Below are 23,727 nucleotides of genomic sequence, written 5' to 3'. Positions count from 1 at the left end.
CCTTCAGTTCAACGACTTGGCAACGTCATTCAGCGCCGCTTCCGCATTCAGGTAAGCGTGTGCCTGCTCGGTCCATGTGGACATGGCCTGCTGTCCCGCTTCGGGCAGCGCAGCGATCTCGTCCAGTGCAGATTGCAGTTCACCCTGCTGGACAAGGGCGGCGGCCCGCGACAGGACTGCGTCCGGATCATCGCCTTCGCGCGGCTCGACCGAGCGCGCGCCAGTCTGCACGCGCAGGAAGTTGCTGACCGCGCCGAGCGGCCCTTCATTTTTCGACTGCGCCTTCAGCGAAACGCGCAAGGCTTCGCGCGCCGGGGCGTCAAAGCCCATCTGCAACTGGTCGAGCGAGGGCAAATCGCCCTGCGCAAGTGGCTCGGGGACACTGACCCCGGCCCGTTCAAGCTGTTGGACGGCTTCGGTCGGCGATCCGCCCCCGCCATCCAGCACCGCGCCAAGCACGGCGACTGAGGCAACTGCCTGCGCCCGCTGTGACGCAGCGTCGGCTTCGGTCTGCACGGTGGCAAGAGTGTCGCGCGCCTGTGCGGCCGCGTTTTCGATATCGGCTTTCACCTGATCTGCATTCTGCGCCAGCGCCTGCACACGTTCCAGTGCCGCCGGATCAAGTTGAGGGCGCGCGCGCAGTTCTTCGATCCGCTGCTCTTGCGCGTTCAGCGCATCCTGAAGCGCGGAAATCCGGCTCATCATATCCGAAGGCGGCGCGGCTGCGGATGATCCGGCGGCGTCATTGGCCGGTGGCGGGGCGGCAGGCTGCGGCGCGCTCGGGGCCGGGTTGGCGGCAAGCGCGCTTTTGATCTGTTCGTCAACAAACGCCTTTATCTGTACGTCATCAGGCGGCGGCATTTCCGCGAGCGCCGCCCGCGCCGCATCCCCGCCCGCCTTGGAGGCAGTGGCGAGTGTCTCTTCGCGAAGCGAGGCGACTTCGCTTCGCGCGGCCTCGGTCGCGGCGGCTACGGCGTCGGCTTTGACTGCCGCGACATCTGTGCCGGCACCCTGACCGCCGCGCCACGATTCGGGCAGATGCGGCAGCGCGTAAATCGTCGCGGCGGCCCCCAGCCCGGCGGCAACGACGCCGCCAAGCGCAACGGGCCAGAACCCCGTCCGCTGAACCACCCGAGCGGACCCATTCTGCGCCCCACTTTCAGCCTTCGAACCCGCAGGCAAAGTCGCGGCACCGGCAGCGGTAGGCTCTGCCGGCTCTGTCAGTCTGACGGGCTTTTCCGCCCCCTCGGAGGGAACAGGTTTGCGCGCGGCGGCGGGTCTTGCGTCGCCGGACGTGCCAAGAAGATTCGAATCAATCGGCTGGGACGGAGGGATACGCGAAATCGTAACGCTGGGATCGGTATCGACCGGCTTCGAGGGAACGACCGTCCCGGTCGCTGCATCCTTCGCCTTGCCGCCTGCGGCTTTGCCTGTCGATTTCGATTTATTGCCTGTGCTGGATTTGTCGGACGTCACCACGTCGTATCCCCCTGAGAACTGCCGGCGGCCGGGTAGGCATACCGCGCTTCGGGCCAGTCTAGCGACGGCCCCTTTCTGCCTCAACCCACGGGATTTCAGTTCGTTCCACAACAGAGGCTGCGGAAATGAGACTTCGTATCGCGCTGATCATTCCTTCGGCATCGGGCTGGTCCGCGACCCGGCGTGTCGCAGCCGGGCCGGTATAGCTTGCATCCGTCCGCTCGCTGATCGCAACCGTTGCGACGGGCGCGACCGCATCGCGCAGCGCGCCGGACAGGATCAGCGCGCTGCGCGGGGAAAAGAGCGGCAGGACCAGCGGGCGCGTCCCTAATATCGCGGCCTCTGCATCGTCCGAAAGCGCCTGCTCGACCTGATCGTAAGCCTCGACCCCGTCGATTGGCAGCACGAGCGCCCTGTGACGGCCATGCAGATGCAACCAATCCTTGCGCCCTGACAGCAGCGGAAGCAGCCCCTTCGCATCGCCCGGCCCGATCTCGACTGAGAACCCGGCCTGCCTGGCGGCTAAAGCCGTTTGCGGTCCGACGCAAAGGGCTGACCGCCCGGCGCCCGGCCCCGCAAAGGGGACCGCATTGGCCGAGGTGAAGACAAAGCCCTGCGCGGCTTCGACTTTCGCACGGTCAAACGGAAGCGGTTCAATCCGCAGAACGGGCGCGATCAGCACCTCGACCCCTGGCAAGCGGGCAGCGAAAGCGCGCGACTGCGCGGCAGGCCGGGTCAGAAGGCAAAGGGGCGCGGTCATTGCGGCCTCGGGTCAGGGTGGCTATCTGAAGTGCTAACCCCAACGCGCGCAAGGCCGCAACCATGACCCTGACCTTTCTTGGCATCGAAAGCAGTTGCGACGACACCGCTGCCGCCGTGGTGCGCGAAGACGGCACAATCCTGTCCTCGGTGGTTGCAGGCCAAACGGCGCTGCATGCGGAATTCGGTGGCGTCGTGCCCGAAATCGCCGCCCGCGCCCATGCCGAAAAGCTGGATATCTGTGTCGAACAGGCCCTTGCCGAAGCCGGTATGGGACTGTCTGATCTGGACGGGGTGGCCGTCACTGCCGGGCCGGGGCTGATCGGCGGGGTCATGGCGGGCGTAATGCTCGCCAAGGGGCTTGTCGCGGGTGCGGGCCTGCCGCTTGTCGGTGTGAACCACCTTGCCGGGCATGCGCTGACCCCCCGGCTGACCGACGCAATCGGTTACCCTTACCTCATGCTTCTCGTCTCGGGCGGGCATTGCCAGCTTCTGCAGGTGGATGGCCCGGACGCGTTTCGCCGTCTTGGCGGCACCATCGACGATGCCCCGGGAGAGGCCTTCGACAAGGTTGCCAAGCTTCTGGGACTTGCCCAGCCCGGCGGTCCATCGGTCGAGGCCGAGGCACGACGCGGCGATCCGGCACGCATAGCGCTGCCCCGTCCGCTGTTGGACCGGCCCGGATGCGACATGTCATTTTCCGGCCTCAAGACGGCTGTGCTTCGCGCCCGCGATCAGCTTGTCGATGCGCAAGGCGGACTGACCGTGCAGGACCGCGCAGATCTTTGCGCCGGCTTTCAGGCTGCGGTCGCGGATGTGCTGGCGGAACAAACCCGCCGCGCCCTTGCGCAGCATCCCGCGCCGGTGCTGGCCGTGGCCGGTGGCGTCGCGGCGAATGCAACCATACGCGCGGCACTGGAAAACGTCGCAAGCGATGCCGGGGCGCAGTTCGTCGCACCGCCCTTGCGGCTTTGCACGGACAACGCGGCCATGATCGCTTGGGCGGGGATGGAGGCGTTCCGCCTTGGCCGCCGCGACGGTATGGGGCTTGCCGGGCGCCCCCGCTGGCCGCTCGACCAGAGCGCGGCGCCGATGCTGGGCACCGGCAAGCGCGGGGCCAAGGCATGACGCCGGAACTGAAGATCCTGACCATCAACGCGACCATCATGGCTGTGGCGTATCTTGGCATCTACCCGTCGCGCCACATCACCCGGATCAGCCAGATGATGCCGACCGATCTGGGCCTGACGGCACTGTCGCTTCTGGCCGCGGGCGGTCTGTTTGCGGGCAGCGGGATACGGTTCAACCTTATCCTGACAGAGACGAACTGGGCCATTTTCGCGATCGCCACGCTTGCGCTGATCGAGTTTCCGCTGATGATCTGGTTCTGCCGCAGGAACGGAATCGAGATCGGCGGCGATGACACCAAAGGGGACGGGCCATGACCGCGATCATCGGAGCGGGCGCATTCGGCACGGCGCTGGCGGCGGCTCTGTCGGTGCAGCAGCCCGTCACGCTGTGGGGCCGCAGCCTTCCCAAGGGGCGCACGACACCGCGTTTGCCCGGCGTGGTGCTGCCCGATGCCGTCACCCTGACAACCGATCTGGCAACCGCGCTTGAGGGTCAGACGCATGTCATCCTCGCCCTTCCTGCGCAGGCCCTGCGCGATTTTCTGGCCGTTGAAGGGCTGCGGCTTGATGGGCGCGGGCGCTGGCTTGTGAACACCGCGAAGGGCATCGACCTGACGACGGGCGAATCGCCATCATCGCTTATTCGCGCGGCCTGCCCGGCGGCGCTGATCGCGACGCTGACGGGGCCAAGCTTTGCCGCAGATATCGCGCGTGGGTTGCCGACCGCGCTTACGCTCGCATCGGGCGATGCCGGGCTGCCAGCGCTTCAGCACGCACTTTCGACACCGACCTTGCGGCTTTATCGCAGCGACGATCTGCGCGGCGCGGAACTGGGCGGCGCGCTGAAGAACGTCATCGCGATTGCGGCGGGCGTGGCCATCGGCGCGGGCTTTGGCGACAGCGCCCGCGCAGCCCTGATCACGCGCGGCTTTGCCGAGATGTCTCGCCTTTCGACCGCGCTTGGCGCACGGGCCGATACCCTTGCCGGGCTGTCGGGGCTTGGCGATCTGGTGCTGACATCAACGTCGGAGCTTTCGCGGAATTTCCGCTTTGGCCGCGCACTTGGTGCGGGGGAAGGCTTCGACGCCTCGGTCACGGTCGAGGGTGCTGCAACAGCGCGCGCGGTTCGCGGACTTGCCGCAGCGAAGGGCATTGCGATGCCCGTTGCCGAAGCCGTGGCCGCCCTTGCCGAAGGTCGCGCCGACGTGGCAGAGACGCTGGAAACCCTGATGAGCCGCCCCTTGAAGGAGGAATGATGCCCTATTTCGCCGTGATCTGCCGTGACAAGCCCGGTGCCCTGTCGATCCGGCAGGAAAATCGCCCCGCCCATCTGTCCTATATCGAGGAAACCGGCATCGTCTTCATGGCCGGTCCGCTGATCGAGGATGGGCAAATGGCGGGTTCGCTGGTGATTCTGGATGCGCCGGATCTGGCTGCCGCGCAGGATTGGGCAGGCAACGACCCCTATGCGAAGGCCGGGCTCTTTGACAGCGCGACTGTCACGGAATGGAAGAAGGTGATCGGCTGATGGCTTACTGGCTTTTCAAGTCGGAACCGAACGTCTTTGGCTGGGACGATCTGGTCGCAAAGGGCGATGCGGGCGAAGAATGGGACGGCGTGCGGAACTATCAGGCGCGCAACAACATGCGCGAGATGAAAAAAGGCGACCGCGGGCTGCTGTATCATTCTAATATCGGCAAGGAATGCGTCGGTATCGTCGAGGTCGCCGCCGAAGCGCATCCCGATTCGACGACTGACGACAAACGCTGGGAGTGTGTCGACATCAAAGCGGTGAAGCCGCTGAAAAACACGGTCACACTGGATCAGGCAAAGGCGGAGCCGCGCCTGAAAGACATGGTGCTGGTCAACAATTCCCGACTGTCCGTGCAGCCGATCAGCGACGACGAATGGAAGGTGCTGATGGAACTGGGCGGCGTCGAGTAACGCTCAGCCCAGCCAGTCGCGTGCCAAGTGCGGCAGGGCGTCGAAATGGTCCAGCATCGCGTCGGGGTTCAGCTTCGACAGGCCCTGCCCCTCTGGTCCGAAGCTGACAAGTGCCACGCGAACGCCGCAGTTTCGCGCGGTTTTCAGGTCCGTCTCTGTATCGCCGACCAGAAACGAGGCCGCGACCTCGCCGCCTGCACGCGTCACCGCCGCACGGTAGGCCGCGGGGTCCGGCTTCCTGACGGGCAGCGTATCGGCCCCGATCAGTGCGGCAAACGCATCGCGGATGCCGAGCTCGCTCAGCAGTTTGTTCGCCAGCCCCTCGGGCTTGTTGGTGCAGACGGCCAGACGAAACCCCGCGCCGTCCAGTTCGCGCAACGCCGGCTGAAGGCCCGGATACATGCGCGAATGCACCGAAATCGCCGCGTCATAGGCATCCAGCACATGCGGGAAATCCTCATCCTCGGCCTGCGGCGGGATAAGTGTCGCGGCGCTGGCGCGCGCATAGCCTGCGCGCAGCATCGCCCGCGCGCCCTGCCCGGCGACGCGCGCATCAGCAACCGGGTCCAGCCCCGTCAGACCGCGCCGGGCCAGCACGTGATTGGCCGCCGCGATAAGGTCTGCTGCCGTATCGACCAGGGTTCCGTCCAGGTCGAACACCACGGTTCCGGTCATGCTGTAACCTTTCGTTAAATCAAGTGAAGCACCGAACGCTTGCGGCCTTGCCCCGGCAAGGGGTAAACCGCGCGGCGGGAAACGGCAAATAACGAAACGGGCGGCATGACGGCAGAACAGAAGAAACGTGAAATCGCGGTGGTCATTCTGGCGGCCGGTCAGGGTAGCCGGATGAAGTCCGATCTGCCGAAGGTGCTGCACAAGGTCGGCGCGGTGCCCCTTGTCGGCCACGCCCTTGCCACGGCGCGCAGCCTTGATCCGGCGCGGGTCGTCGTGGTCGCCGGCCACGGCGCCGAAATGGTGACACAGGCCGTGGCCAGGCTGGACAAAGATGCCGAGATCGCGCTGCAGGCGGAACAGCTTGGTACCGGCCACGCCGTCGCGCAGGCGCTGCCGATGCTGGAAGGTTTCGAAGGCCGCGTGATCGTGCTTTACGGCGACACCCCGTTTATCGGCACTGCGACGCTTACCAGTCTTGCGCAGCACGAATCCGATGTCGTCGTGCTGGGCTTCGAGGCCGCCGATCCGGGCCGCTATGGTCGTCTGGTGACTGATGCCGATGGCACGCTGCAACAGATTGTCGAATTCAAGGATGCTGACGATGCTACGCGCGCGATCCGGCTGTGCAATTCCGGCGTCATGGCGATGGATGCCAGCCTGCTTCGCCAGTTCATCAGCCGGATTGGCAATGACAATGCCGCCGGTGAATATTACCTGACCGACATTCCGGGCCTCGCCCGCGCAGAAGGTCACAACGCCGCCGTCGTGACCTGTGAAGAAGCCGAAACCCTCGGCGTCAATTCACGCGCCGAACTCGCGCGGGCCGAGGCAATTTTTCAGGCCCGCCGCCGCGTCGAGGCGCTTGAGGAAGGCGTTACCCTTACCGCCCCCGAAACCGTGTTCTTCGCGCTCGACACCCATATCGGACGCGACGCGATCATCGGGCCGAATGTCGTGTTCGGTCCTGCGGTCACGGTCGAAAGCGGTGCTGAGATCCTGGCCTTTTGCCATCTGGAAGGCTGCCATGTCTCGTCGGGCGCGACGGTCGGGCCTTTCGCGCGGTTGCGTCCGGGAACAGAACTGGGCGGCGACGTGCATGTCGGCAATTTCGTCGAGATCAAGAATGCCGTGCTGGACGAAGGCGTGAAGGTCGGGCACCTGACCTATCTGGGCGACGCGCATATCGGCGAGCGAACCAATATCGGCGCGGGCACTGTGACCTGCAACTATGACGGGGTGATGAAGCACCGCACCGAAATCGGCGCGAATGCGTTCATCGGCTCGGACACGATGCTGGTTGCGCCGGTGACGGTGGGCGATGGCGCGATGACAGCCTCTGGTTCCGTGATAACAGAGAATGTGCCGGCGGACGGACTTGGCCTCGGGCGTGCGCGCCAGACGAACAAGCCCGGTCTTGCACGCCGCATCATGCAATCGCTGCGCGAGCAGAAGGCGAAGAAGGGTAAAGGGTAACAGGTTATGTGCGGTATCATCGGTATTCTGGGGAACCATCAGGTCGCCCCGCAACTGGTCGAGGCGCTGAAGCGTCTGGAATATCGCGGCTATGACAGCGCCGGGGTGGCCACGATCGATGATTCCGGAAAGCTGGACCGCCGACGCGCGGTTGGCAAGCTGGTGAACCTGTCTGACCGCCTTGTGACCGAGCCGCTGGCCGGGCGTTCGGGCATCGGTCACACGCGTTGGGCGACACATGGCGCCGCAACAGAGGTGAACGCTCATCCCCACAAGCGCGGACAGGTTGCGGTGGTCCATAACGGCATCATCGAAAATTTCCGCGAACTGCGCGAGGAACTGGTCGCCGCAGGATACGCACCCGAAACGGAAACTGACACCGAGACCGTCGCCATGCTGACGGCGAAATATCTGGATGACGGGCTCAGCCCGGTCGAGGCAGCGCGCGCCACGTTGAAGCGGCTGCACGGGGCCTTTGCGCTTGCCTTCCTGTTCGATGCGCATGGCGATCTGATGATCGCCGCGCGTAAGGGAAGCCCCTTGGCAGTGGGCCACGGCGATAGCGAGATGTTCGTTGGATCTGACGCCATCGCGCTCGCGCCCTTCACGGATCGCATCTCCTATCTTGAAGAAGGCGATCACGTCATCCTGACCCGCGACGGGGCAGAATTCTTCGACGCCGAGGGCCGGCCGGCCAATCGCGAGATCGCGCAGATTGATGTCGGCGCAACCGCAATCGACAAGGGCGGCTACCGGCATTTCATGGCCAAGGAAATCGCCCAGCAACCGGCCGTGCTGGGGGATGTGCTGAACCATTATATCAAGGACGGTCGCATCGTTCTGCCAGACTCGATTGATTTTCGCGATGTGGACCGCCTGACTCTGGTTGCTTGCGGCACCGCATATCTTGCGGGCTACGTCGCAAAATACTGGTTCGAGAAGCTGGCTGGCCTGCCCTGCGATCTGGATGTCGCGTCGGAATTCCGGTATCGCGAGCCGCCGCTTTCGGAAAAAAGCTGGGGCATTTTCATCAGCCAGTCGGGTGAAACCGCCGATACGCTGGCCGCGCTTCACTACGCAAGCGGCAAGGTCGCCAGGACGCTTGGCGTGGTGAATGTCGGCACCTCGGCCATCGCGCGCGATACCGATGTCGCGCTTCCGACACTTGCCGGGGTCGAAGTTTGCGTCGCCTCGTCGAAAGCATTCACCTGTCAGTTGGCGGTGCTGGCCGTGCTCGCGCTGAAGGCGGCGCATGATCGTGGCCGCCTGAACGAGGCAGAGCTTGCCGCGCATCTGGACGATCTGCGCTCCATCCCCGCACTGGTGAATCAGGCGCTTAGCACCGCCGATGATTGCGAGAAGCTTGCAGGCTGGTTGTCGGACAGCACGGATGTGCTTTTCCTTGGTCGCGGCCCGCTGTTCCCGGTCGCGCTTGAAGGGGCGCTGAAGCTGAAGGAGCTGAGCTATATCCACGCAGAAGGCTATGCGTCGGGTGAATTGAAGCATGGCCCGATCGCGCTGATCGACCAGAATATGCCGGTTGTCGTCGTCGCACCGCGCGATGCGCTCTTCGAAAAGACCATATCGAACATGCAGGAGGTCATGGCCCGTCACGGTCAGGTTCTGCTCGTCTCGGATGCCGCGGGTATCCGCGAAGGCGGCAGCGGCATCCGCGCATCGCTGACCATGCCCACGGGCGGCGGCATCTTTCAGCCCATCATCTACGCTGTGCCGATGCAATATCTCGCGTATTTCACGGCAGTCGCGAAGGGCACCGACGTGGATCAGCCGCGAAATCTGGCAAAGTCGGTGACGGTGGAATAGGCCCCGGCGAAATCAGTTGCACCGCGACCGCAGGTGCGCCAGCCTGCCGCGAAAGGAGAGCGCCATGCCCGTGAAGAACCGTTTTGCCGAGCTTCTGCCCGAGATCACGGGCTGGCGACACGATTTCCACAGTCATCCCGAACTGCAATATGACGTCCACCACACCGCCGGTCGCGTGGCTGAACTGCTGCGCGGTTTCGGCATTGACGAGGTCGTTGAAGGCGTCGGGCAGACCGGGGTCGTCGGCGTAATTCGCGGCCGGCAAGACGGGTCGGGCAAGGTGATCGGCCTGCGCGCCGATATGGACGCGCTGCCTATAATCGAGGCGACGGGCCTTGATTATGCCTCGACCGTGCCGGGCAAGATGCACGCCTGCGGGCATGACGGCCACACATCCATGCTGCTCGGAACGGCGAAATATCTGGCCGAGACGCGGAATTTCGACGGCACGGCGGTGTTGATTTTTCAGCCCGCCGAGGAGGGCGGCGCAGGCGCGCGCACCATGCTGGAGGACGGGTTGCTGGACCGCTGGAATATTCAGGAATTCTATGGCTTGCATAACATGCCCGGCGTCCCGGTCGGCGAATTCGCGATATGTGAAGGCCCGATGCTGGGTGCCGCGGACGAGTTCGAGATTACGGTGACGGGCCGGGGCGGGCATGCCGCGCAGCCACATATGTGCACCGATACGATGCTGGCCGCCGCACAGATCATCGTGGCGCTGCAATCGATCGTTTCGCGCAATGTCGATCCTTTGAAAAGCGGCGTCGTCTCATGCTGCGCGGTCGAGGGCGATTCGACGGCGCATAACGTCATCCCCGGCACCGTGACCATCCGGGGGACCGCCCGCAGTCTGGCCGAGGATGTCCGAGAGCTTCAGGCAAGCGCGATCCGGCGGGTCGCGGAAAACACGGCCCGCGCCTTCGGGGCAGAGGCCGTGGTCGATTATCATACCGGCTATCCCGTCACCGTGAACCACCCCGAGCCGACGCGCCATGCCATCGAAACGGCGATCACGGTTGCCGGCGCGCAGAAGGTGAATGATGCATATACGCCGATCATGGCCGGCGAGGATTTCAGCTTCATGCTGAACGCCCGGCCGGGTGCGTATATCTTCCTTGGCAATGGCGACAGCGCGCCGCTGCACCACCCCGAATACAACTTCGCCGACGAGGCGATCCCCTTCGGCTCCAGCTGGCTTGCGGCGATGGTCGAGGCACGGATGCCCGCAGCCTGATCCTGCTGTGGCGACGTTCAGCCGCCCGTATGGCTCATGTGGCGGCTGATCTGACCTGCAACCTTCTGGCGCGAATAGTCGAAATCGTGCCCTTTTGGCTTGCGCGCGATTGCCGCGCGAATGGCTTGCGTCAAAAGCAGATCATCTTCGGATGCGCGCAGCGCCGCACGCAGGTCGGCGCGGTCTTCCTGGCCCAGACACATGAACAGTTCGCCTGTGCAGGTCACGCGCACGCGGTTGCAGCTTTCGCAGAAATTATGGGTCAGCGGTGTGATGAAACCGACCTTCTGCCCGGTCTCCGCGATCCGGACATAGCGTGCAGGCCCGCCCGTCCGTTCGGCAAGCTCGATCAGCGTGAAGCGCTGCGCCAGACGCGCGCGCAGGTCCGACAGCGGCCAATACTGGTCCAGCCGGCTTTCCTCGGACATATCGCCCATCGGCATGACCTCGATAAAGGTCAGGTCGTGATCTTCCGCGGCGCACCAGTCGATCAGCGAAAACAGCTCATCCTCATTGAAGCCCTTCAGCGCCACAGCGTTGATCTTGACCCGCAAGCCGGCCCTTTTGGCGGCCGCAATGCCGTCCAGAACCTGCGGCAGGCGGCCCCATCGCGTGATCGCCGCGAATTTGTCAGGGTCAAGCGTGTCGAGCGACACATTGACCCGGCGAACACCGATATCTGCCAGTTCATCGGCGAAGCGCGCAAGCTGGCTGCCATTGGTCGTCAATGTCAGTTCGTCCAGCCCCGCACCAAGGTGACGCGACACCGACCGAAAGAACGACATGATGCCCCGACGCACCAGCGGCTCGCCCCCGGTAATGCGCAGCTTGCGTACGCCAAGACCGATGAAACTGGTCGAAAGCCGGTCCAGTTCCTCCAGCGTCAGCAGGTCGCGCTTTGGCAGGAACTGCATATGTTCCGCCATGCAATAGCTGCACCGGAAGTCACAGCGATCCGTCACCGACACACGAAGATAGGTGATCGGGCGGGCGAAGGGGTCAATCAGCGGCGCATATTCCATTCAATTGAGATAGGCCGATGACCGCGCTGCCGCAAGCACCGCCATTGCGCGGCGTTCACTGCGCGGTTAGCCTTCCGACAACCAAGAAGGAGCCTTTTATGACCGGAATGAAGACCTCGCTGGCTTTCGGCGCAATCGCAGTCGTATTGGCTGGCTGCAACATGAACGATTCCCCGGCGAGCTCGCGCCCGGCCATAGCCGCGCCGCAGACGCAGACCGCGACCGAGGCTTCCGTGACGCCGCGCCCGACCGCCGCACCGGCCGAGCGCCCGGCGCTGGATGGCGGCGCGCAGACGGCTGCGTCGCTGGATACGACCACGCCCGAGGAAAAGGCCGCAGCCGCAGCGCCAGCATCGGGCGGCGGCAAGCTTGGCACTAGCGTCGCATCGCTTGGTGACGCGACAGAGGGCGGCTTCTGGGTGAAAAGCCCGCTCGTGAAAGCCGAAGGCAAGGGGCGCGTGGTCAATATCGCCAATGGCAAAAGCGCGAATGTCGATCTGAAGCCACTGGCCGGTTCGGGCGCGGGCAGCCAGCTTTCACTGGCCGCAATGCAGGCGATCGGGGCGGGCCTGACAGATCTTCCCGATATCGAAGTCTGGCAGAATTGACGGAAAAAAGCCGCGCGGGCGGTGCCGGCAGAGGGATTTGAACCCCCGACCTTCTGATTACAAATCAGCTGCTCTACCAACTGAGCTATGCCGGCATCCGCACATCCGCAACTTCGACCGGATAACGCCTGCCCGCGCCTCGCGCAAGTCATCGCGGTGACTGCTGTGTCCGCACCGGGCGTTAATCGGTTTTCCTGCCCGCAAAGCGGCGCTACGCTGCGCTTCTCGAAACTGTCCGAATTGGGGTCAAATGCAGATCGTCTATCACGTCGGCGCCCATGGAAGCGATCACGAACGTCTGATCCGAACGCTTTTGCGAAACCGCGAGGAATTGTGGACACTTGGCACCGACATCCCCTCGCCCACGCGCTACAAAGGCGTTTTCGGTGGGGCGATCACGGCGCTGAATGGTGGGGAGGCACCTGCCGAGATGCAGGAGACGCTGCTTGATTCGCTGATCGACAGTGACAGCGCACGTCGCCTGATCCTCAGCCAGAGCATGTTTCTGGGCCTGCCGCAGCGCGCCATCGGGGAATCGGGCTTCTATCCGCGCGGGGCCCACCGGATGCTGGGGCTGTCGAACCTGTTCCCGGACAGCGCCGTCGAGTTCTTCCTATCGGTCGTCCACCCCGCCGCTCAGGTGGCCGAGCTCGTTCTGCTCAGCAAGGGCGATTATGACGCGGTCATGGGCGGACGCGACCCCCGGACATTGCGATGGGCCCCCTTCGTGCGCGCGATACAGGACGCGATACCGGATCGCGAACTGGTCGTATGGGCACAGGAAGACCTGCCCTTCATCTGGCCAGAGGTGCTGCGCCGGATGGCCGGCATCGGCCCTGAAACGCCGTTGCGGGGTGAAGATGCGGTTCTGGCCGACCTGCTGCCCGCCGAGGCTCTGGCCGAGCTGAACCGTCAGATATCCGCTATTCCCGGCATTGGCATATCGACCCGCCGCGACATGATCGAAAAGGCGCTGTCAGACCACGCGACAGAGGGCGCGGCCGAAAGCGCAGTGAATCTGCCCGGCTGGTCGCAGGATCTGATCGACGAGCTTTCGCAGATTTATGCCGAAGATATCGACGAGCTTTCATCCATGCCCGGGATAGACTTCATCAAGGCCTGAAGGCACACTCGTTTTCGACGCCGTTCGATTGCCTGCGCGGCCGCAACAGGCAGGAGCGAGGAGGCAGCAAATGGACCAGCCGGACCTCAACCGGGAATTCGCACCGACCGGCGTTCTGCGCGTCGCGCTCAATCACGGGAACCGTGTGCTTGTCGGGCGCGATGAGGCCGGAAAGCCGGTCGGCATCAGCGTCGATATCGCGAACGCGCTTGCCAGGCGGCTGGGGCTGCCGCTGGAATTCGTGGAATTCGACCGCGCTGTCGATGTCTCCGCATCCGCCACACAGGATCGCTGGGATGTTTGCTTTCTGGCTGTTGACCCCGAGCGCGCGCGCACGATTGCCTTCACCGCGCCCTATGTGCGGATCGAGGGCTGCTATCTTGCCGGTCCCGACTGCGAGGCAACCGATGCGCTGCAGCTTGTGGCATCGGATGCAGCGGTCGGCACGGTGCGCGGCAGTGCCTATACGCTGACCCTTCAGCGGCAGGCCGGGGCGGAAAATCTCGTGATGTTCGAAAATATCGGCGCGGCGCTTTCGGCGCTTGACCGGCACGAAGTCGCGGCGATTGCCGGTATCCGTCAGGCGATGGAGGCAGAGGCCGCGCACCGTCCCGGCAGCCGCGTCCTTCAGCCGCCGTTCATGGAAATCCGACAGGCAATGGCGGTGCCGCAAGGTCGCCCCGCGGCGTCCCGCGCGCTGTCGGAGTTCCTGAACGAGCTTATGCAGACAGGCGCGCTTGGCGATATTCTGGAAACGCACGGCGTCGGGCGCGGCTCTGCGATCATGCCCGAGCAGACGGAAGGCGATACGGGCTGACCGCGCCGCTGTCTGCGCGCTTCAGGCTGGCCACCACCAGACGGAGAGCGTTACGCCTTCACGCCATCCCAAGCGCGGCCTTGTACATGTCGAGGATCGCTTCTTCCTCGGCAATGTCGTCGCGGTCGCGCTTACGCAATGCAATTACCTTTTTCATGACCTTCGTATCATAGCCTCGTGCCTTGGCCTCGGCCATGATCTCTTTCTGGCGTTCAGTCACGTCCTTCTTTTCGGCTTCGAGCTGCTCATACTGCTCGATGAACTGGCGCAGTTCGTCTGCGGCAACGTTATAGGCGTGATCGTCCTGCATGATATCCCTCGTTGATCCGGGCGAAATCCATAGGCTGTCTTGCCCGCTTCTGCAATGACGGCTAAGCCCTGCACGACCAGAAGCAAGGGGAAGCGGCATGAGCGTTTTCGACATCCTCATCTGGGTCGGCGCGGCGCTGACCGTGGCCGGGCTGGCCGGCATCCTGTGGTGCATATGGACCGTCGCGAGGTCGCGACGTCAGGGCCTTGACGAGGCCGCCTTCCGCGCGCGCATGCAGCGCGTCGTGGCGGTGAACATGGGCGCGCTCGCCGCATCGGTGCTGGGGCTGATGGCCGTGGTGATCGGGATCATGCTGGGCAACTAAGGACGCCGCGCGACGGTCTGAGGGCGCTTTCAGCCGACAGGGAAATCCGCCAGCGCCGCCTCGATCCGGCTGGCGGCAGCGTCCAGATCATCCAGGTCATTCAGTTCGACCGTCGCGCGTTCGCGATCGGCGTAGCGGGCGCGATGCTTGCCGTATCGCGGGTCGTAGTGCTCGCGCATCAGCCCCTCGGCCAGTTCAGCCCAATTCTGCGCATCGGCCAGACGCAACCAGTCCTCGATCCGCGCTGCGGGATGCAGCGGCGCAAGCTGGCGCAGGATGGCTTGCACACGGCCCGGCTGATCCACGACATCGACATAATCGCGGGCGGAAAAGGTTGCGCGCGCTGCGACAGGCACCCGCAGGACAAGCCGCGGCGCCGCAATGATCGCCGACCACACGGCCTTTGGCAGCACGATACTGCCGATGCGAGAGCTTTCCGCTTCCACCAGCACCGGACGCGATGGGTCAAGCGCCTCAAGCGCCGCTGCGAGGCGGCCTTCAAACAGCTTCTGTCCGGGCTGCGCACCTCGATGACCGAAAAGACTGCCGCGATGATGGGCGAGCCCTTCCAGATCGACGACCTGATGCCCGCGCCCTGCAAGGCGTAACAGCAGCGCCGTCTTGCCGCTGCCGGTATTGCCGTCCAGAACGATGACCGGCGACGGAAAGCCACTGTCCTGCACACGTTCGATCACGCGCGCGCGCCAACTTTTGTAACCGCCATCAATCCGCGCGACGCGCCAGCCGACCTGCGACAGGATTGTGGCCATAGCCCCCGACCGCTGCCCGCCCCGCCAGCAATAGACAAGCGGCCGCCAGCCGCCGCCACGATCTGACAGCGGCCCGGCGATATGGCGCGCGGCATTTGCCGCCACCAGCGCAGCGCCCAGCTTGCGGGCATCGAAAGGTGAAACCTGCTTGTAGATCGAACCGACCTGCGCGCGCTCATCATCGCTGAGAACCGGCAAGTTTATCGCGCCGGGAAGATGATCCTCGGCATATTCCGAAGGCGCGCGCACGTCGATGATGTCATCGAAACGGCCCGATGCGATTGTTACCGCATCGGGCCGAAAAAGGTCGGGATTGCCGGGGCCGGACAGCGAAAAGCTCAGTAAACGTAGACCGGCGTACCGATCGGCACCTGATCGAACAGCGCCATCACGGCTTCGTTGCGCATCCTGATGCACCCGTTCGACACGGCGCGCCCGATAGAGCCAGGCTCGGTCGTGCCGTGGATGCGGATGGCCGTGTCGTTGCCGCGCGCGTCATAGAGATAAAGCGCGCGCGCGCCAAGCGGGTTCTGCGGGCCGCCCGGCATGCCGTCCTTGTACTTGCCGTATTGCTCCGGCTTCCGCTCGATCATGGCCTGGGTGGGCTTCCAACTGGGCCATTCCACCTTGCGGCCGACGCGGGCCTTGCCCTTCCAGACCAGTTCGTCCTTGCCAACCGCAACGCCGTAGCGAACAGCCCTGCCCGGCGCGATGACGTGGTAAAGGAAGAATTTGTCCGAGACGACTACGATGGAGCCGACTTCGAAACCTTCGCGGATCGGAACCTCGGTCGGCTGATAGGGGTCGGCCGGCGCGGGCGCGGCCTTTGCCAGCAGCGGTGCGGCAATCAAAGGAAGGGCGAGGCCGATCATTTGGCGACGGTTCATGACAAGATCATCCTGTATCTGCGTTTGTTCCAATCCCTACAGGCTCATGGGCAGGAATTTCAACTCAATCCCGCGTCAACTTGCCCGAATCGGTGACGCAATTGCCGCTTTTCGGACTGAAACCGGCGTCAAAGCAGCAATCTCGGCCGGTCTTTCAGGTCCAGTCCCGGAAAAATCACCTGCTCCACCGCCGAATTCGACAACCCGAACAGATCGGCGATGGCAGAACCCGCATAGGCGCGCACGTCCATCACCGGCTTCAGATCGCGCCCGGCATAAAGATCGCTTTCATCAAGCCCCGGCCACGCGCCCAGCACCTTTCCGCCCCGGATCGCGCCGCCCGACATCACCATGAGGCCGCCCGTGCCATGATCGGTGCCGCCTGTGCCGTTTTCGCGCACCGTGCGCCCGAATTCGGTCATCGCCATGACGACAGTGTTTTCCCAGTTCCGGCCAAGATCGCGCTTCAGCACCTGAAGCGCGGTCGCAAGATGTTCCATCGGTTTGACCATGGTCCGGACCTGTCCGCGATGGGTGTCCCAGCCCGTCAGCGAAAAAGCGGCGATCCGCGTTTCTGCATTCAGGCGTGCGGCGGCAAAGCCCGCAAGCGCCTCGACCGGGCCTGAAACCGGGTCATCCGGTCGGCCCATCCGCGCCGCGGCTTCCTCTGCATTGATCCGCAGCGCGGTTTCGGCGGCGCTGTGGAATGGCGCATCAGGCTCATAAAGCTGGCTCAGCAGGATCTGCGCCTGCGATGAAAGCGACATCTGCGTGCGCGGCGCCCAGCTGGAATAGGGCGCATCGCCCTGCAGAATCGCGAGTTCGTCCGTCCCGACGGCATAGCCGGTTTCGAATGCGGCGCCGGGGATCAGCGGCAGCAGACGGTTCAGCCAGCCATCCGCCTGCCTGCCATCCGCCGTGCGACCATTCGCGGTCCCCGCCTCCAGAATATCCTGACCATCGAAATGGCTGCGTTTGTCGCGGTAAGGCGTCGAAACCGCTTGGGCAAAGCCCAGCTCTCCGGCGCGCCACATCGGCATGAGCGGCGCCAGCGCCGGGTGCAGCGCGTTGAATCCATCCAGATCAATCGCGCCATTTTCGGGACCGAGCGAGATTGTCCTGCGCAGTTTGCGCAGCATCGGATCGCCATAAGGCTGCACGACATCCAGCCCGTCCATCGCCCCGCGCAGCACGATTGCCACGAACCGCTTTTCGCCGGGGACCGAAGCGAAGCTCATGGGCGTAACCGCCGGGACAGCGGCGATTGAACAGGCCGCACCGAGCGCGGCGTTCAGAAAACGGCGGCGATCCATATTCATAGCGTCATCTCCGGTTGAACTGCGGCGAAGCGAGCACGATTCCGATGCCGTCAGACCGCGACTCGGCACGTGCTGCCATGTCGATCACCCGATCACGCGTCGGACCGGCGATCACCTGACTGGCGAATTCGCGCGGGTCCGGAAGCTGGTCCAGCAGTTTCGCGGGCTGACCCATCGCCCAGTTGATCCGCGCTGCCAGAAGCTGCGGGGTCAGCCATGACATGGCGCTTTCGGGCCAACCTTCCGGCTGCGGCGCGCCCTGCGGGTTCTGCCCCATGCGCGTCAGCGGCCTGACATACAGCCGCCACAACTCCTTGCCTTCAAGCGCCATGATCCGGTCCCCGCCGATCCGCAAGGCCCGCAGCGAGGCGATCAGCAGGTCCTGCGGCTGGCGCACCTTCTGCGCAAATGTCTCGCGCGATTGCGCATGGCCAACCATAACCTCGTATACGGGAACAAGCTCGCCGCCGGTGTCGCGGAAGCGGGCAATCATCTCGTTCAGCAGCTTGCTGGGTGGATCGTCGGTGCAGAAATGCCGGACCAGCTTTGTGCAGATGAAGCGCGCGGTTTCAGGCCGCACCGACAGATCTTCCAGAAACGCCACGAACTCGGCCAGACGCGGCGGTCGGCCCCCGCCATATTCGGCACCCAGCACAGTCTCTGCCCCGGGCTCGGCTCGGTTCTTGTTGAAATCGAATTCCCGCTTTGCATTGATGCCGAGGCCGGTCATCAGTTCAGCAAGCTGGCGCACATCCTGCTGTGTATAGCCGCTGCCGACACCCATACTGTGCAGTTCAAGCAGCTCTCGCGCGTGATTTTCGTTCAGGCCGGGCGAACCCTGCCCCTTCCTTCGCCGCGTCACCGCCAGCGGAGAGTTCGGTCCTGTCGAGGCATTCTGATCCAGATAAAGCAGCATCGCGGGATGCAGGGTCGCCGCCCGCAGCAGATCTGCAAAGCGCGTGCGCTGATTGGCGCGTATCGCGTCCTCGTGGAAGGCGGAGGTCAGGATCGCCATGTTTTGCCCACCCGCGCGAATGCTGAAATGGCTGGCCCAGAACTGCGCGAGCCGGTCGGCAAACCCTGTCTCATCCTCCAAGGCGCGGGCGATCCTTGCCTTGGTGGCGCGCGTGGCGGCGTTCATCAGCACCGCCTCTGCCTTCTTTCGCGCGTCAGCACCGCCAGCAACTTTGGTTTCATTCTTGTTTGCCTGGGCATAGGCGGTCGCAATTGCCGCAGCCTCGGCGTTGCCGATTGTCGGAAACCTCCGCACCATCGCGTCATTCTGAAGCGAGTCCATCAATTCTTCAGGCGATGCCGCCCCGGCAAATCGGGGCGAGAGGCCGGTGCCGAACCGGACCTGGGAAAATCTGGCGTAATTCATTCGCGCGTATCCATTCGCCGCTTAAACGCAGCACGGCATCATCGGGTTTGTCTATCTTAGATCCGACTGCGGTCACAAACGCGTGCGTGCCGGGCGATGATGCGGGTTTGCGAACCGCCTGGCACAATCTTATCGCCGGTGCAGGCGATCAGTTCGGTGCCTTCATCTCACCATGTGCGCCATGCTGCATCGGCATGGCGTCCGAGGCGTCGGGCTTGCGATCATTGTCAACGGGAATGACCAGATCGACCGCCCCGCATTCGCCGAAATTCAGCGACATCGCGATGTCCTGACCCGTTTCCAAAGGTGCGTTCAGGCCCATCATCATGATGTGGTCACCGCCACGCATCAGCTTGTGTTCAGCGCCGGCCGGAATGGTGATGCCATCTTTCAGCTTCGTCATCTTGACGACCCCGTCGCTGCCCTGTTCGTTGGTGTGAAGTTCGATCATCTCGGCGGCATTTCCGCTGACCGAACTCAGCGTGCAATCGCTGCTTCCGGCATTGACGATCGTCATGAAGGCCGCGCCGGATTTCGGGTTGGCACTGCGCGCATAAGCGTCGGTGATCTGGATACTGCTTTGCGCCAGGGCGACGGCGGGAAGGGTGGCGGCAAGCGCCGCAATAAGCATGCGTTTCATCGTTTATCCTGAAGATGGTGTCGTTTTTCGAGTTCAGGCGAAATGACCCGGCGGCGCACGGGCGCACGGGCGCGGCGCAACCAGTCCGGCACATGACATCACGGGCATCGCCGGAACCGCTGCCGCCCATGACGATGGTGCTGCCGGAAACGCCGTGTCAAACACGACGGCCGCCAGCAATAGCGGCGCGATGTCAGGGCAGAAATCCGTGCGACGCGCGGGCTGGCCATTTTCGTCGACGACGATTGTGGTGACGGTCGCGCCCGCGCAGATCACCAGTTCGCTCAGCGCGCGCGATTGCCCGCGCGCCGAGGCAACCCCCTGCGAGGTCAGCACGAGTGCGGCAATCAGAAACAGGCGGGCGAAGAACCTCATGCTGACTGTCTAGCGCGGCACCGCGACGCGGAAAAGCGGCATGAGCGCGCAGAAGTGTCGCAGGCGGGACCAAGGCAGAAACGCCAAGCGCCCCGCCGAATGCCCGGCGGGGCGCTTAAGACAATCTCGCGAAGGATCAGACCGAAAGGTTGGCCGCCGAATCGCCGGCGCCGGCGATCTCTTTCTTGATCTTCAGGGCGCGGGCCGACAGTTCGGCATCCTTCGCCTTCGCCAGAAAGGCGTCCAGACCGCCGCGGTGATCGACCGAACGCAGGGCGGCAGCCGAAATGCGCAGCGAATAGCTGCGGCCAGTCTTTTCCGACGTCAGCGTAACGTCGTTCAGGTTCGGCAGGAACCGGCGACGGGTCTTGTTATTGGCGTGGCTGACATTGTTCCCGGTCATCGGGCCTTTGCCGGTCAATTCGCAGACGCGCGACATGTTCGTATCCTCGTTTTTACCTTCGCGGGATGGTCGAGCGTGACGACGTGATCCCAATGTGAAAAGGCGCCGCGAGGCAGCGCCCGAAATTCTGTTCGCGGGTGCATACTGGCTTGCCGGGGCAAGGTCAAGCCCTGTTGGCCGAAACCCGCGTCACCCCACAACCGGCGTCGCCCGCACGAAAGCCTCAGGCGGCACCCGCATATCGGCGCTCTGCCGCGATCAGCTTTTCCTTGCGCCACAGCCCGCCAGCATAGCCGGTCAGCGTCCCATCCGCGCCGATGACGCGGTGACAGGGAATCACAATGGCTATTCCGTTGGTTGCATTGGCACGCGCGACCGCGCGCGTCGCCCGAGGCTGGCCGATGGCGGCGGCGACTTCGGCATAGCTGCGGGTCTCGCCCGCGGGGATCAGCGTCAGCGCGTTCCAGACCCGTCGCTGAAAATCTGTGCCATGCGGGGCCAGCGGCAGATCGAAGCGCGAGCGTCCGCCCGCAAAGAACTCGGCAAGCTGATCGGATGTCTGCCGCGTCACAGCCGATGAACCCAGCCCGATTCGCCCCTTCGCGTCGCGTGACACCCGCGCCAGTTGCGGCTTCAGCGCCTTGCGGTCTGTGAATTCCAGCAGATGCAGCGCATTTTGATCGGCGACGGCAATCATCCCGCCCAGAGGCGTGTCGATCCAGTCCGCGACCAGCCCGCCAGCCACCCGCATGCCGGCAGGCGGATGACCGAACAGACGCGCGAAAGCCTGCCGGAAGCCCGAGGCCGAATCGAAGCCGGCATCAAGCTGGGCCTCGATCACGGCATCCCCGCCCGCGACGCGGCGGGCGCCTTCACGCAGCCGCGCTTCGCGCGCCATCTGCAGAAACGTCATGCCGAAATGCCGGCGAAACGCGCGGCGGATGGTCGAAGGATCATAACCCATGTCTTCCAGATCCGTCTCGGTCCAGCGGCGACCCGGCGCTGCCTCGATCGCCGCACGCAGCGCCGTCACCGCGGCGTCGCCTTCGGCAGTGGCACCGCCGGGATGGCAGCGCCTGCACGCACGAAAGCCAGCGGCGCGCGCCTCCTCGGCCGAGGCGAACCAGCGGCAATTCTCTGGCCGGGGCTTGCGTGCCGGACAGGTCAGGCGACAGAAGATTCCGGTTGAGGTAACGCCAACAAAGGCGCGGCCTTCATAGGCAGGGTCGCAGGCATTCAGCGCGGCATAAAGAACCGCATCATCTGGCAGATCGAACATCTCCGGCTCCTTCATTCTTCCGCCTTCCGACATAGCTTCCCCTGACAACAACTGCGGCGCAAAATCGGGCGTCTATTCCAGAATACCTCTCAGCCGGTTCACATTCGCGAAATCCGTGACCGCCCTTGGCGGAATATCATGCACTCCGCTTGTCTGCCACGGTCGCGGGGCTATCCTGCAGCGATGTGGAGATATTCATGCCTCGCCTCTTCGCCCTGATCTCAGCCTGCCTGCTGCTGAGCGCCAGCATCGCCGAAGCCGCTCGGCTGCAGCTTCTTGTCGCATATGACAGGGGTTGCGGCGAATATTCGCGCTGGCAGCAGGAGGTCGGTGCGACCTATCCGGCAAGCGCCGAGGGCCGCACCGCACCGCTGTTGCCTGTGGCAATCGACGGCGCGTGGCCTGACGGGCTTGCTTTGGCCAGCCGCCCACGCCTGTCGCCGACCTTCGTGCTGCTGCGCGACGGGTTCGAACTGGGCAGGATCGAAGGCTATCGCGGGGCGAACGAGTTTCGCGCAGCGCTGGATCAGATGCTCGGGCGCGCCGACTAGGTTCCGGGGCATTTCCATCCGCACCTTCATCGGCTAACACCTGCGGCACAGCTTCTAGACAGGTTTTGCCATGCACGACATCCGCGCCATCCGCGAAAACCCGGCCGCTTTCGATGCCGCACTTGCCCGCCGCGGCGATGCGCCAATCTCTGCCGAGGTGTTGTCACTTGACGAAACCCGCCGCGCGAGGATCAAGGCAGCCGAGGATGCGCAGGCCGAACAGAACCGCGCCAGCAAGATGGTCGGTGCCGCGAAGGCCAAGGGTGACGAGGCAGAGTTCGAACGTCTGCGCGCCGTGGTGGCCCAAACCAAGGCACAGGTCGGCGAGATGCAGACCGAGGCCGCCGATCTCGACCGCCGGCTGCGCGATCTTCTGATGACAATTCCGAACCTGCCGCTTCAGGACGTGCCCGACGGCGCGGACGAAAACGACAATGTCGAGCTGCGTCGCTGGGGCAGCCCGCGCAAGTTCGACTTCACCCCCGCCGAGCATTTCGAGATCGCGGGCGTCAAGCCGGGCATGGATTTCGTGACCGCCGCAAAGCTGTCCGGGTCGCGATTCGTGCTGCTGCAAAGCGGTGTTGCCCGCATTCACCGAGCGCTGGCGCAATACATGATTGATACCCATGTCGACGCGCACGGGCTGACCGAAACAGCAACCCCGGTTCTCGTTCGCTCCGAGATGATGGAGGGCACCGGCCAGCTGCCGAAATTCGGCGAGGACAGCTATGAGACGCGTGAGGGATGGTGGCTGATCCCGACCTCGGAAGTGACCCTGACCAACACGGTGAACGGTGAGGTTCTGGATGCGTCGGATCTGCCGCGGCGCATGGTTGCGCATTCGCTTTGCTTCCGATCCGAGGCCGGCAGCGCGGGCCGCGACACTGCCGGGATGCTGCGCCAGCACCAGTTCGAAAAGGTTGAAATGGTCTCGATCACCGCAAACGAAGAACAGGGCCTTGCCGAACATGCCGCAATGACCGAGCGTGCAGAAGCGATCCTGCAAGGTCTGGGACTTCCCTATCGGACGATGCGGCTTTGCACCGGGGATACGGGGTTTGCTGCGCGCATCACCCACGACCTGGAGGTCTGGCTGCCCGGGCAGAACACCTACCGAGAGATATCGTCGGTCAGCTATTGCGGTGATTTTCAGGCACGGCGCATGAATGCGCGCTTCCGCCCGGACGATGGCGGCAAGCCGGAATTCGTGCATACGCTGAACGGGTCCGGTCTGGCCGTGGGGCGGACGCTGATTGCCGTGCTGGAAAACGGTCAGCAAGCCGACGGTTCCGTCAGCCTGCCGGAAGCGCTGCATCCCTATCTGGGTGGCCGCACAACGCTGCGGGCTGATGGGACTCTTGATTAACAATTAACAAATGCTTATCGAAAAGGCGCA

General features: G+C 64.1%; 27 protein-coding genes and 1 tRNA gene. 14 read left to right on the top strand and 14 right to left on the bottom strand.

The annotated features are described in order from the left end of the window. Positions 1 to 3: 3 nt before the first annotated feature. Together FQV27_RS06940 and FQV27_RS06935 are read right to left on the bottom strand one after the other, a co-directional pair. Positions 4 to 1,479 (bottom strand): COG4223 family protein, encoded by a 1,476-nt coding sequence (locus FQV27_RS06940; protein ID WP_147097135.1) that lies wholly within the window; start codon positions 1,477 to 1,479, stop codon positions 4 to 6. 58 nt (positions 1,480 to 1,537) lie between these two features. Then, on the bottom strand, positions 1,538 to 2,239 hold the full coding sequence (locus tag FQV27_RS06935) for a uroporphyrinogen-III synthase (RefSeq protein WP_147097134.1): 702 nt from the start codon (positions 2,237 to 2,239) through the stop codon (positions 1,538 to 1,540). Between the two features lie 62 nt (positions 2,240 to 2,301). Between FQV27_RS06935 and tsaD the strand changes: the two genes are divergently transcribed. Genes tsaD through FQV27_RS06910 form a run of 5 tightly spaced genes read left to right on the top strand, consistent with a single transcriptional unit; the run spans position 2,302 to position 5,312 of the window. Continuing rightward, positions 2,302 to 3,366, top strand: coding sequence for a tRNA (adenosine(37)-N6)-threonylcarbamoyltransferase complex transferase subunit TsaD (gene tsaD, locus FQV27_RS06930; protein ID WP_147097133.1), 1,065 nt, complete (start codon positions 2,302 to 2,304; stop codon positions 3,364 to 3,366). After that, positions 3,363 to 3,683, top strand: coding sequence for a hypothetical protein (locus tag FQV27_RS06925; RefSeq protein ID WP_147097132.1), 321 nt, complete (start codon positions 3,363 to 3,365; stop codon positions 3,681 to 3,683). The genes tsaD and FQV27_RS06925 overlap by 4 nt, the downstream gene beginning before the upstream one ends. Beyond that, positions 3,680 to 4,624: an NAD(P)H-dependent glycerol-3-phosphate dehydrogenase gene (locus FQV27_RS06920; protein WP_147097131.1), complete on the top strand. Its 945-nt coding sequence runs from the start codon at positions 3,680 to 3,682 to the stop codon at positions 4,622 to 4,624. Before FQV27_RS06925 ends, FQV27_RS06920 begins: the two co-directional genes overlap by 4 nt. Continuing rightward, entirely contained in the window at positions 4,624 to 4,896 is a 273-nt protein-coding gene (locus FQV27_RS06915) for a YciI family protein (protein WP_147097130.1), read from the top strand. Before FQV27_RS06920 ends, FQV27_RS06915 begins: the two co-directional genes overlap by 1 nt. Next, on the top strand, positions 4,896 to 5,312 hold the full coding sequence (locus tag FQV27_RS06910; protein ID WP_147097129.1) for an EVE domain-containing protein: 417 nt from the start codon (positions 4,896 to 4,898) through the stop codon (positions 5,310 to 5,312). The genes FQV27_RS06915 and FQV27_RS06910 overlap by 1 nt, the downstream gene beginning before the upstream one ends. Positions 5,313 to 5,315: 3 nt before the next feature. Here the strand turns inward: FQV27_RS06910 and FQV27_RS06905 are convergent, their stop codons facing one another. Beyond that, a complete protein-coding gene (locus tag FQV27_RS06905) occupies positions 5,316 to 5,987 on the bottom strand; it encodes an HAD-IA family hydrolase (RefSeq protein WP_147097128.1) in 672 nt (223 codons plus the stop codon). Positions 5,988 to 6,092: 105 nt separating this feature from the next. Here FQV27_RS06905 and glmU point away from each other — a divergent pair, with 105 nt between their 5' ends. The 3 genes from glmU (at position 6,093) to FQV27_RS06890 (ending at position 10,521) form a co-directional block, all read left to right on the top strand. Continuing rightward, positions 6,093 to 7,460, top strand: coding sequence for a bifunctional UDP-N-acetylglucosamine diphosphorylase/glucosamine-1-phosphate N-acetyltransferase GlmU (gene glmU, locus FQV27_RS06900; RefSeq protein WP_147097127.1), 1,368 nt, complete (start codon positions 6,093 to 6,095; stop codon positions 7,458 to 7,460). Positions 7,461 to 7,466: 6 nt separating this feature from the next. Beyond that, on the top strand, positions 7,467 to 9,284 hold the full coding sequence (gene glmS / locus FQV27_RS06895) for a glutamine--fructose-6-phosphate transaminase (isomerizing) (protein ID WP_147097126.1): 1,818 nt from the start codon (positions 7,467 to 7,469) through the stop codon (positions 9,282 to 9,284). A 64-nt stretch (positions 9,285 to 9,348) separates the two neighbouring features. Beyond that, positions 9,349 to 10,521, top strand: coding sequence for a M20 aminoacylase family protein (locus FQV27_RS06890; protein ID WP_147097125.1), 1,173 nt, complete (start codon positions 9,349 to 9,351; stop codon positions 10,519 to 10,521). A gap of 17 nt (positions 10,522 to 10,538) precedes the next feature. On the opposite strand, the gene moaA is transcribed toward FQV27_RS06890, so the two are convergent. Then, complete coding sequence (moaA, locus tag FQV27_RS06885; RefSeq protein ID WP_147097124.1) at positions 10,539 to 11,543, bottom strand: GTP 3',8-cyclase MoaA; 1,005 nt, start codon at positions 11,541 to 11,543, stop codon at positions 10,539 to 10,541. 98 nt (positions 11,544 to 11,641) lie between these two features. Between moaA and FQV27_RS06880 the strand changes: the two genes are divergently transcribed. Then, positions 11,642 to 12,151: a hypothetical protein gene (locus FQV27_RS06880; RefSeq protein ID WP_246133023.1), complete on the top strand. Its 510-nt coding sequence runs from the start codon at positions 11,642 to 11,644 to the stop codon at positions 12,149 to 12,151. A 22-nt stretch (positions 12,152 to 12,173) separates the two neighbouring features. Here FQV27_RS06880 and FQV27_RS06875 read toward each other — a convergent pair. Continuing rightward, positions 12,174 to 12,246 (bottom strand) — tRNA-Thr (locus tag FQV27_RS06875). A 155-nt stretch (positions 12,247 to 12,401) separates the two neighbouring features. Here FQV27_RS06875 and FQV27_RS06870 point away from each other — a divergent pair. Together FQV27_RS06870 and FQV27_RS06865 are read left to right on the top strand one after the other, a co-directional pair. Next, positions 12,402 to 13,274: a hypothetical protein gene (locus FQV27_RS06870; protein WP_147097123.1), complete on the top strand. Its 873-nt coding sequence runs from the start codon at positions 12,402 to 12,404 to the stop codon at positions 13,272 to 13,274. A 70-nt stretch (positions 13,275 to 13,344) separates the two neighbouring features. Further along, positions 13,345 to 14,091: a transporter substrate-binding domain-containing protein gene (locus FQV27_RS06865; protein ID WP_147097122.1), complete on the top strand. Its 747-nt coding sequence runs from the start codon at positions 13,345 to 13,347 to the stop codon at positions 14,089 to 14,091. A gap of 58 nt (positions 14,092 to 14,149) precedes the next feature. Here FQV27_RS06865 and FQV27_RS06860 read toward each other — a convergent pair whose 3' ends face one another. Beyond that, on the bottom strand, positions 14,150 to 14,401 hold the full coding sequence (locus FQV27_RS06860) for a DUF2312 domain-containing protein (protein WP_147097121.1): 252 nt from the start codon (positions 14,399 to 14,401) through the stop codon (positions 14,150 to 14,152). A 97-nt stretch (positions 14,402 to 14,498) separates the two neighbouring features. Here FQV27_RS06860 and FQV27_RS06855 point away from each other — a divergent pair, with 97 nt between their 5' ends. Then, a complete protein-coding gene (locus tag FQV27_RS06855; RefSeq protein ID WP_147097120.1) occupies positions 14,499 to 14,726 on the top strand; it encodes a hypothetical protein in 228 nt (75 codons plus the stop codon). 29 nt (positions 14,727 to 14,755) lie between these two features. Here FQV27_RS06855 and mnmH read toward each other — a convergent pair whose 3' ends face one another. From mnmH to FQV27_RS06815, 8 genes are all read right to left on the bottom strand, one after another. Next, positions 14,756 to 15,778 carry a tRNA 2-selenouridine(34) synthase MnmH gene (gene mnmH, locus FQV27_RS06850; protein ID WP_147097390.1) on the bottom strand — a complete coding sequence of 341 codons (1,023 nt, stop codon included), beginning with the start codon at positions 15,776 to 15,778 and terminating at the stop codon, positions 14,756 to 14,758. 56 nt (positions 15,779 to 15,834) lie between these two features. Beyond that, a complete protein-coding gene (locus FQV27_RS06845) occupies positions 15,835 to 16,383 on the bottom strand; it encodes a L,D-transpeptidase (protein WP_147097119.1) in 549 nt (182 codons plus the stop codon). Between the two features lie 128 nt (positions 16,384 to 16,511). Continuing rightward, positions 16,512 to 17,702 carry a DUF1501 domain-containing protein gene (locus FQV27_RS06840; protein ID WP_342779877.1) on the bottom strand — a complete coding sequence of 397 codons (1,191 nt, stop codon included), beginning with the start codon at positions 17,700 to 17,702 and terminating at the stop codon, positions 16,512 to 16,514. 4 nt (positions 17,703 to 17,706) lie between these two features. Then, positions 17,707 to 19,083 carry a DUF1800 domain-containing protein gene (locus FQV27_RS06835; RefSeq protein WP_147097118.1) on the bottom strand — a complete coding sequence of 459 codons (1,377 nt, stop codon included), beginning with the start codon at positions 19,081 to 19,083 and terminating at the stop codon, positions 17,707 to 17,709. A 148-nt stretch (positions 19,084 to 19,231) separates the two neighbouring features. Further along, positions 19,232 to 19,723 carry a copper chaperone PCu(A)C gene (locus FQV27_RS06830; RefSeq protein WP_147097117.1) on the bottom strand — a complete coding sequence of 164 codons (492 nt, stop codon included), beginning with the start codon at positions 19,721 to 19,723 and terminating at the stop codon, positions 19,232 to 19,234. 33 nt (positions 19,724 to 19,756) lie between these two features. Next, complete coding sequence (locus FQV27_RS06825) at positions 19,757 to 20,098, bottom strand: hypothetical protein (protein ID WP_147097116.1); 342 nt, start codon at positions 20,096 to 20,098, stop codon at positions 19,757 to 19,759. A 136-nt stretch (positions 20,099 to 20,234) separates the two neighbouring features. Beyond that, a complete protein-coding gene (rpmB, locus tag FQV27_RS06820) occupies positions 20,235 to 20,537 on the bottom strand; it encodes a 50S ribosomal protein L28 (RefSeq protein ID WP_147097115.1) in 303 nt (100 codons plus the stop codon). Positions 20,538 to 20,724: 187 nt separating this feature from the next. After that, positions 20,725 to 21,780, bottom strand: coding sequence for a bifunctional transcriptional activator/DNA repair enzyme AdaA (locus tag FQV27_RS06815; protein ID WP_147097114.1), 1,056 nt, complete (start codon positions 21,778 to 21,780; stop codon positions 20,725 to 20,727). 197 nt (positions 21,781 to 21,977) lie between these two features. Between FQV27_RS06815 and FQV27_RS06810 the strand changes: the two genes are divergently transcribed. Further along, a complete protein-coding gene (locus tag FQV27_RS06810; protein WP_246133021.1) occupies positions 21,978 to 22,331 on the top strand; it encodes a thioredoxin domain-containing protein in 354 nt (117 codons plus the stop codon). A 70-nt stretch (positions 22,332 to 22,401) separates the two neighbouring features. Beyond that, positions 22,402 to 23,697 (top strand): serine--tRNA ligase, encoded by a 1,296-nt coding sequence (serS, locus tag FQV27_RS06805; protein ID WP_147097113.1) that lies wholly within the window; start codon positions 22,402 to 22,404, stop codon positions 23,695 to 23,697. Positions 23,698 to 23,727: the final 30 nt, after the last annotated feature.

The organism is Paracoccus aurantiacus, from assembly GCF_007993065.1.
Lineage (GTDB): Bacteria > Pseudomonadota > Alphaproteobacteria > Rhodobacterales > Rhodobacteraceae > Paracoccus > Paracoccus aurantiacus.
Note: the sequence above shows the minus strand (reverse complement) of the source record. Positions and strands in the feature narration are given on the sequence as shown.

Excerpts from the sequence above, each read along its gene's own strand:
- FQV27_RS06935 (WP_147097134.1), bottom strand. The coding sequence starts at position 2,239 with ATGACCGCGCCCCTTTGCCTTCTGACCCGGCCTGCCGCGCAGTCGCGC.
- tsaD (WP_147097133.1), top strand. The coding sequence starts at position 2,302 with ATGACCCTGACCTTTCTTGGCATCGAAAGCAGTTGCGACGACACCGCT.
- FQV27_RS06925 (WP_147097132.1), top strand. The coding sequence starts at position 3,363 with ATGACGCCGGAACTGAAGATCCTGACCATCAACGCGACCATCATGGCT.
- FQV27_RS06920 (WP_147097131.1), top strand. The coding sequence starts at position 3,680 with ATGACCGCGATCATCGGAGCGGGCGCATTCGGCACGGCGCTGGCGGCG.
- FQV27_RS06915 (WP_147097130.1), top strand. The coding sequence starts at position 4,624 with ATGCCCTATTTCGCCGTGATCTGCCGTGACAAGCCCGGTGCCCTGTCG.
- FQV27_RS06910 (WP_147097129.1), top strand. The coding sequence starts at position 4,896 with ATGGCTTACTGGCTTTTCAAGTCGGAACCGAACGTCTTTGGCTGGGAC.
- FQV27_RS06905 (WP_147097128.1), bottom strand. The coding sequence starts at position 5,987 with ATGACCGGAACCGTGGTGTTCGACCTGGACGGAACCCTGGTCGATACG.
- glmU (WP_147097127.1), top strand. The coding sequence starts at position 6,093 with ATGACGGCAGAACAGAAGAAACGTGAAATCGCGGTGGTCATTCTGGCG.
- glmS (WP_147097126.1), top strand. The coding sequence starts at position 7,467 with ATGTGCGGTATCATCGGTATTCTGGGGAACCATCAGGTCGCCCCGCAA.
- FQV27_RS06890 (WP_147097125.1), top strand. The coding sequence starts at position 9,349 with ATGCCCGTGAAGAACCGTTTTGCCGAGCTTCTGCCCGAGATCACGGGC.
- moaA (WP_147097124.1), bottom strand. The coding sequence starts at position 11,543 with ATGGAATATGCGCCGCTGATTGACCCCTTCGCCCGCCCGATCACCTAT.
- FQV27_RS06880 (WP_246133023.1), top strand. The coding sequence starts at position 11,642 with ATGACCGGAATGAAGACCTCGCTGGCTTTCGGCGCAATCGCAGTCGTA.
- FQV27_RS06870 (WP_147097123.1), top strand. The coding sequence starts at position 12,402 with ATGCAGATCGTCTATCACGTCGGCGCCCATGGAAGCGATCACGAACGT.
- FQV27_RS06865 (WP_147097122.1), top strand. The coding sequence starts at position 13,345 with ATGGACCAGCCGGACCTCAACCGGGAATTCGCACCGACCGGCGTTCTG.
- FQV27_RS06860 (WP_147097121.1), bottom strand. The coding sequence starts at position 14,401 with ATGCAGGACGATCACGCCTATAACGTTGCCGCAGACGAACTGCGCCAG.
- FQV27_RS06855 (WP_147097120.1), top strand. The coding sequence starts at position 14,499 with ATGAGCGTTTTCGACATCCTCATCTGGGTCGGCGCGGCGCTGACCGTG.
- FQV27_RS06845 (WP_147097119.1), bottom strand. The coding sequence starts at position 16,383 with ATGAACCGTCGCCAAATGATCGGCCTCGCCCTTCCTTTGATTGCCGCA.
- FQV27_RS06840 (WP_342779877.1), bottom strand. The coding sequence starts at position 17,702 with ATGAATATGGATCGCCGCCGTTTTCTGAACGCCGCGCTCGGTGCGGCC.
- FQV27_RS06835 (WP_147097118.1), bottom strand. The coding sequence starts at position 19,083 with ATGAATTACGCCAGATTTTCCCAGGTCCGGTTCGGCACCGGCCTCTCG.
- FQV27_RS06830 (WP_147097117.1), bottom strand. The coding sequence starts at position 19,723 with ATGAAACGCATGCTTATTGCGGCGCTTGCCGCCACCCTTCCCGCCGTC.
- FQV27_RS06825 (WP_147097116.1), bottom strand. The coding sequence starts at position 20,098 with ATGAGGTTCTTCGCCCGCCTGTTTCTGATTGCCGCACTCGTGCTGACC.
- rpmB (WP_147097115.1), bottom strand. The coding sequence starts at position 20,537 with ATGTCGCGCGTCTGCGAATTGACCGGCAAAGGCCCGATGACCGGGAAC.
- FQV27_RS06815 (WP_147097114.1), bottom strand. The coding sequence starts at position 21,780 with ATGTTCGATCTGCCAGATGATGCGGTTCTTTATGCCGCGCTGAATGCC.
- FQV27_RS06810 (WP_246133021.1), top strand. The coding sequence starts at position 21,978 with ATGCCTCGCCTCTTCGCCCTGATCTCAGCCTGCCTGCTGCTGAGCGCC.
- serS (WP_147097113.1), top strand. The coding sequence starts at position 22,402 with ATGCACGACATCCGCGCCATCCGCGAAAACCCGGCCGCTTTCGATGCC.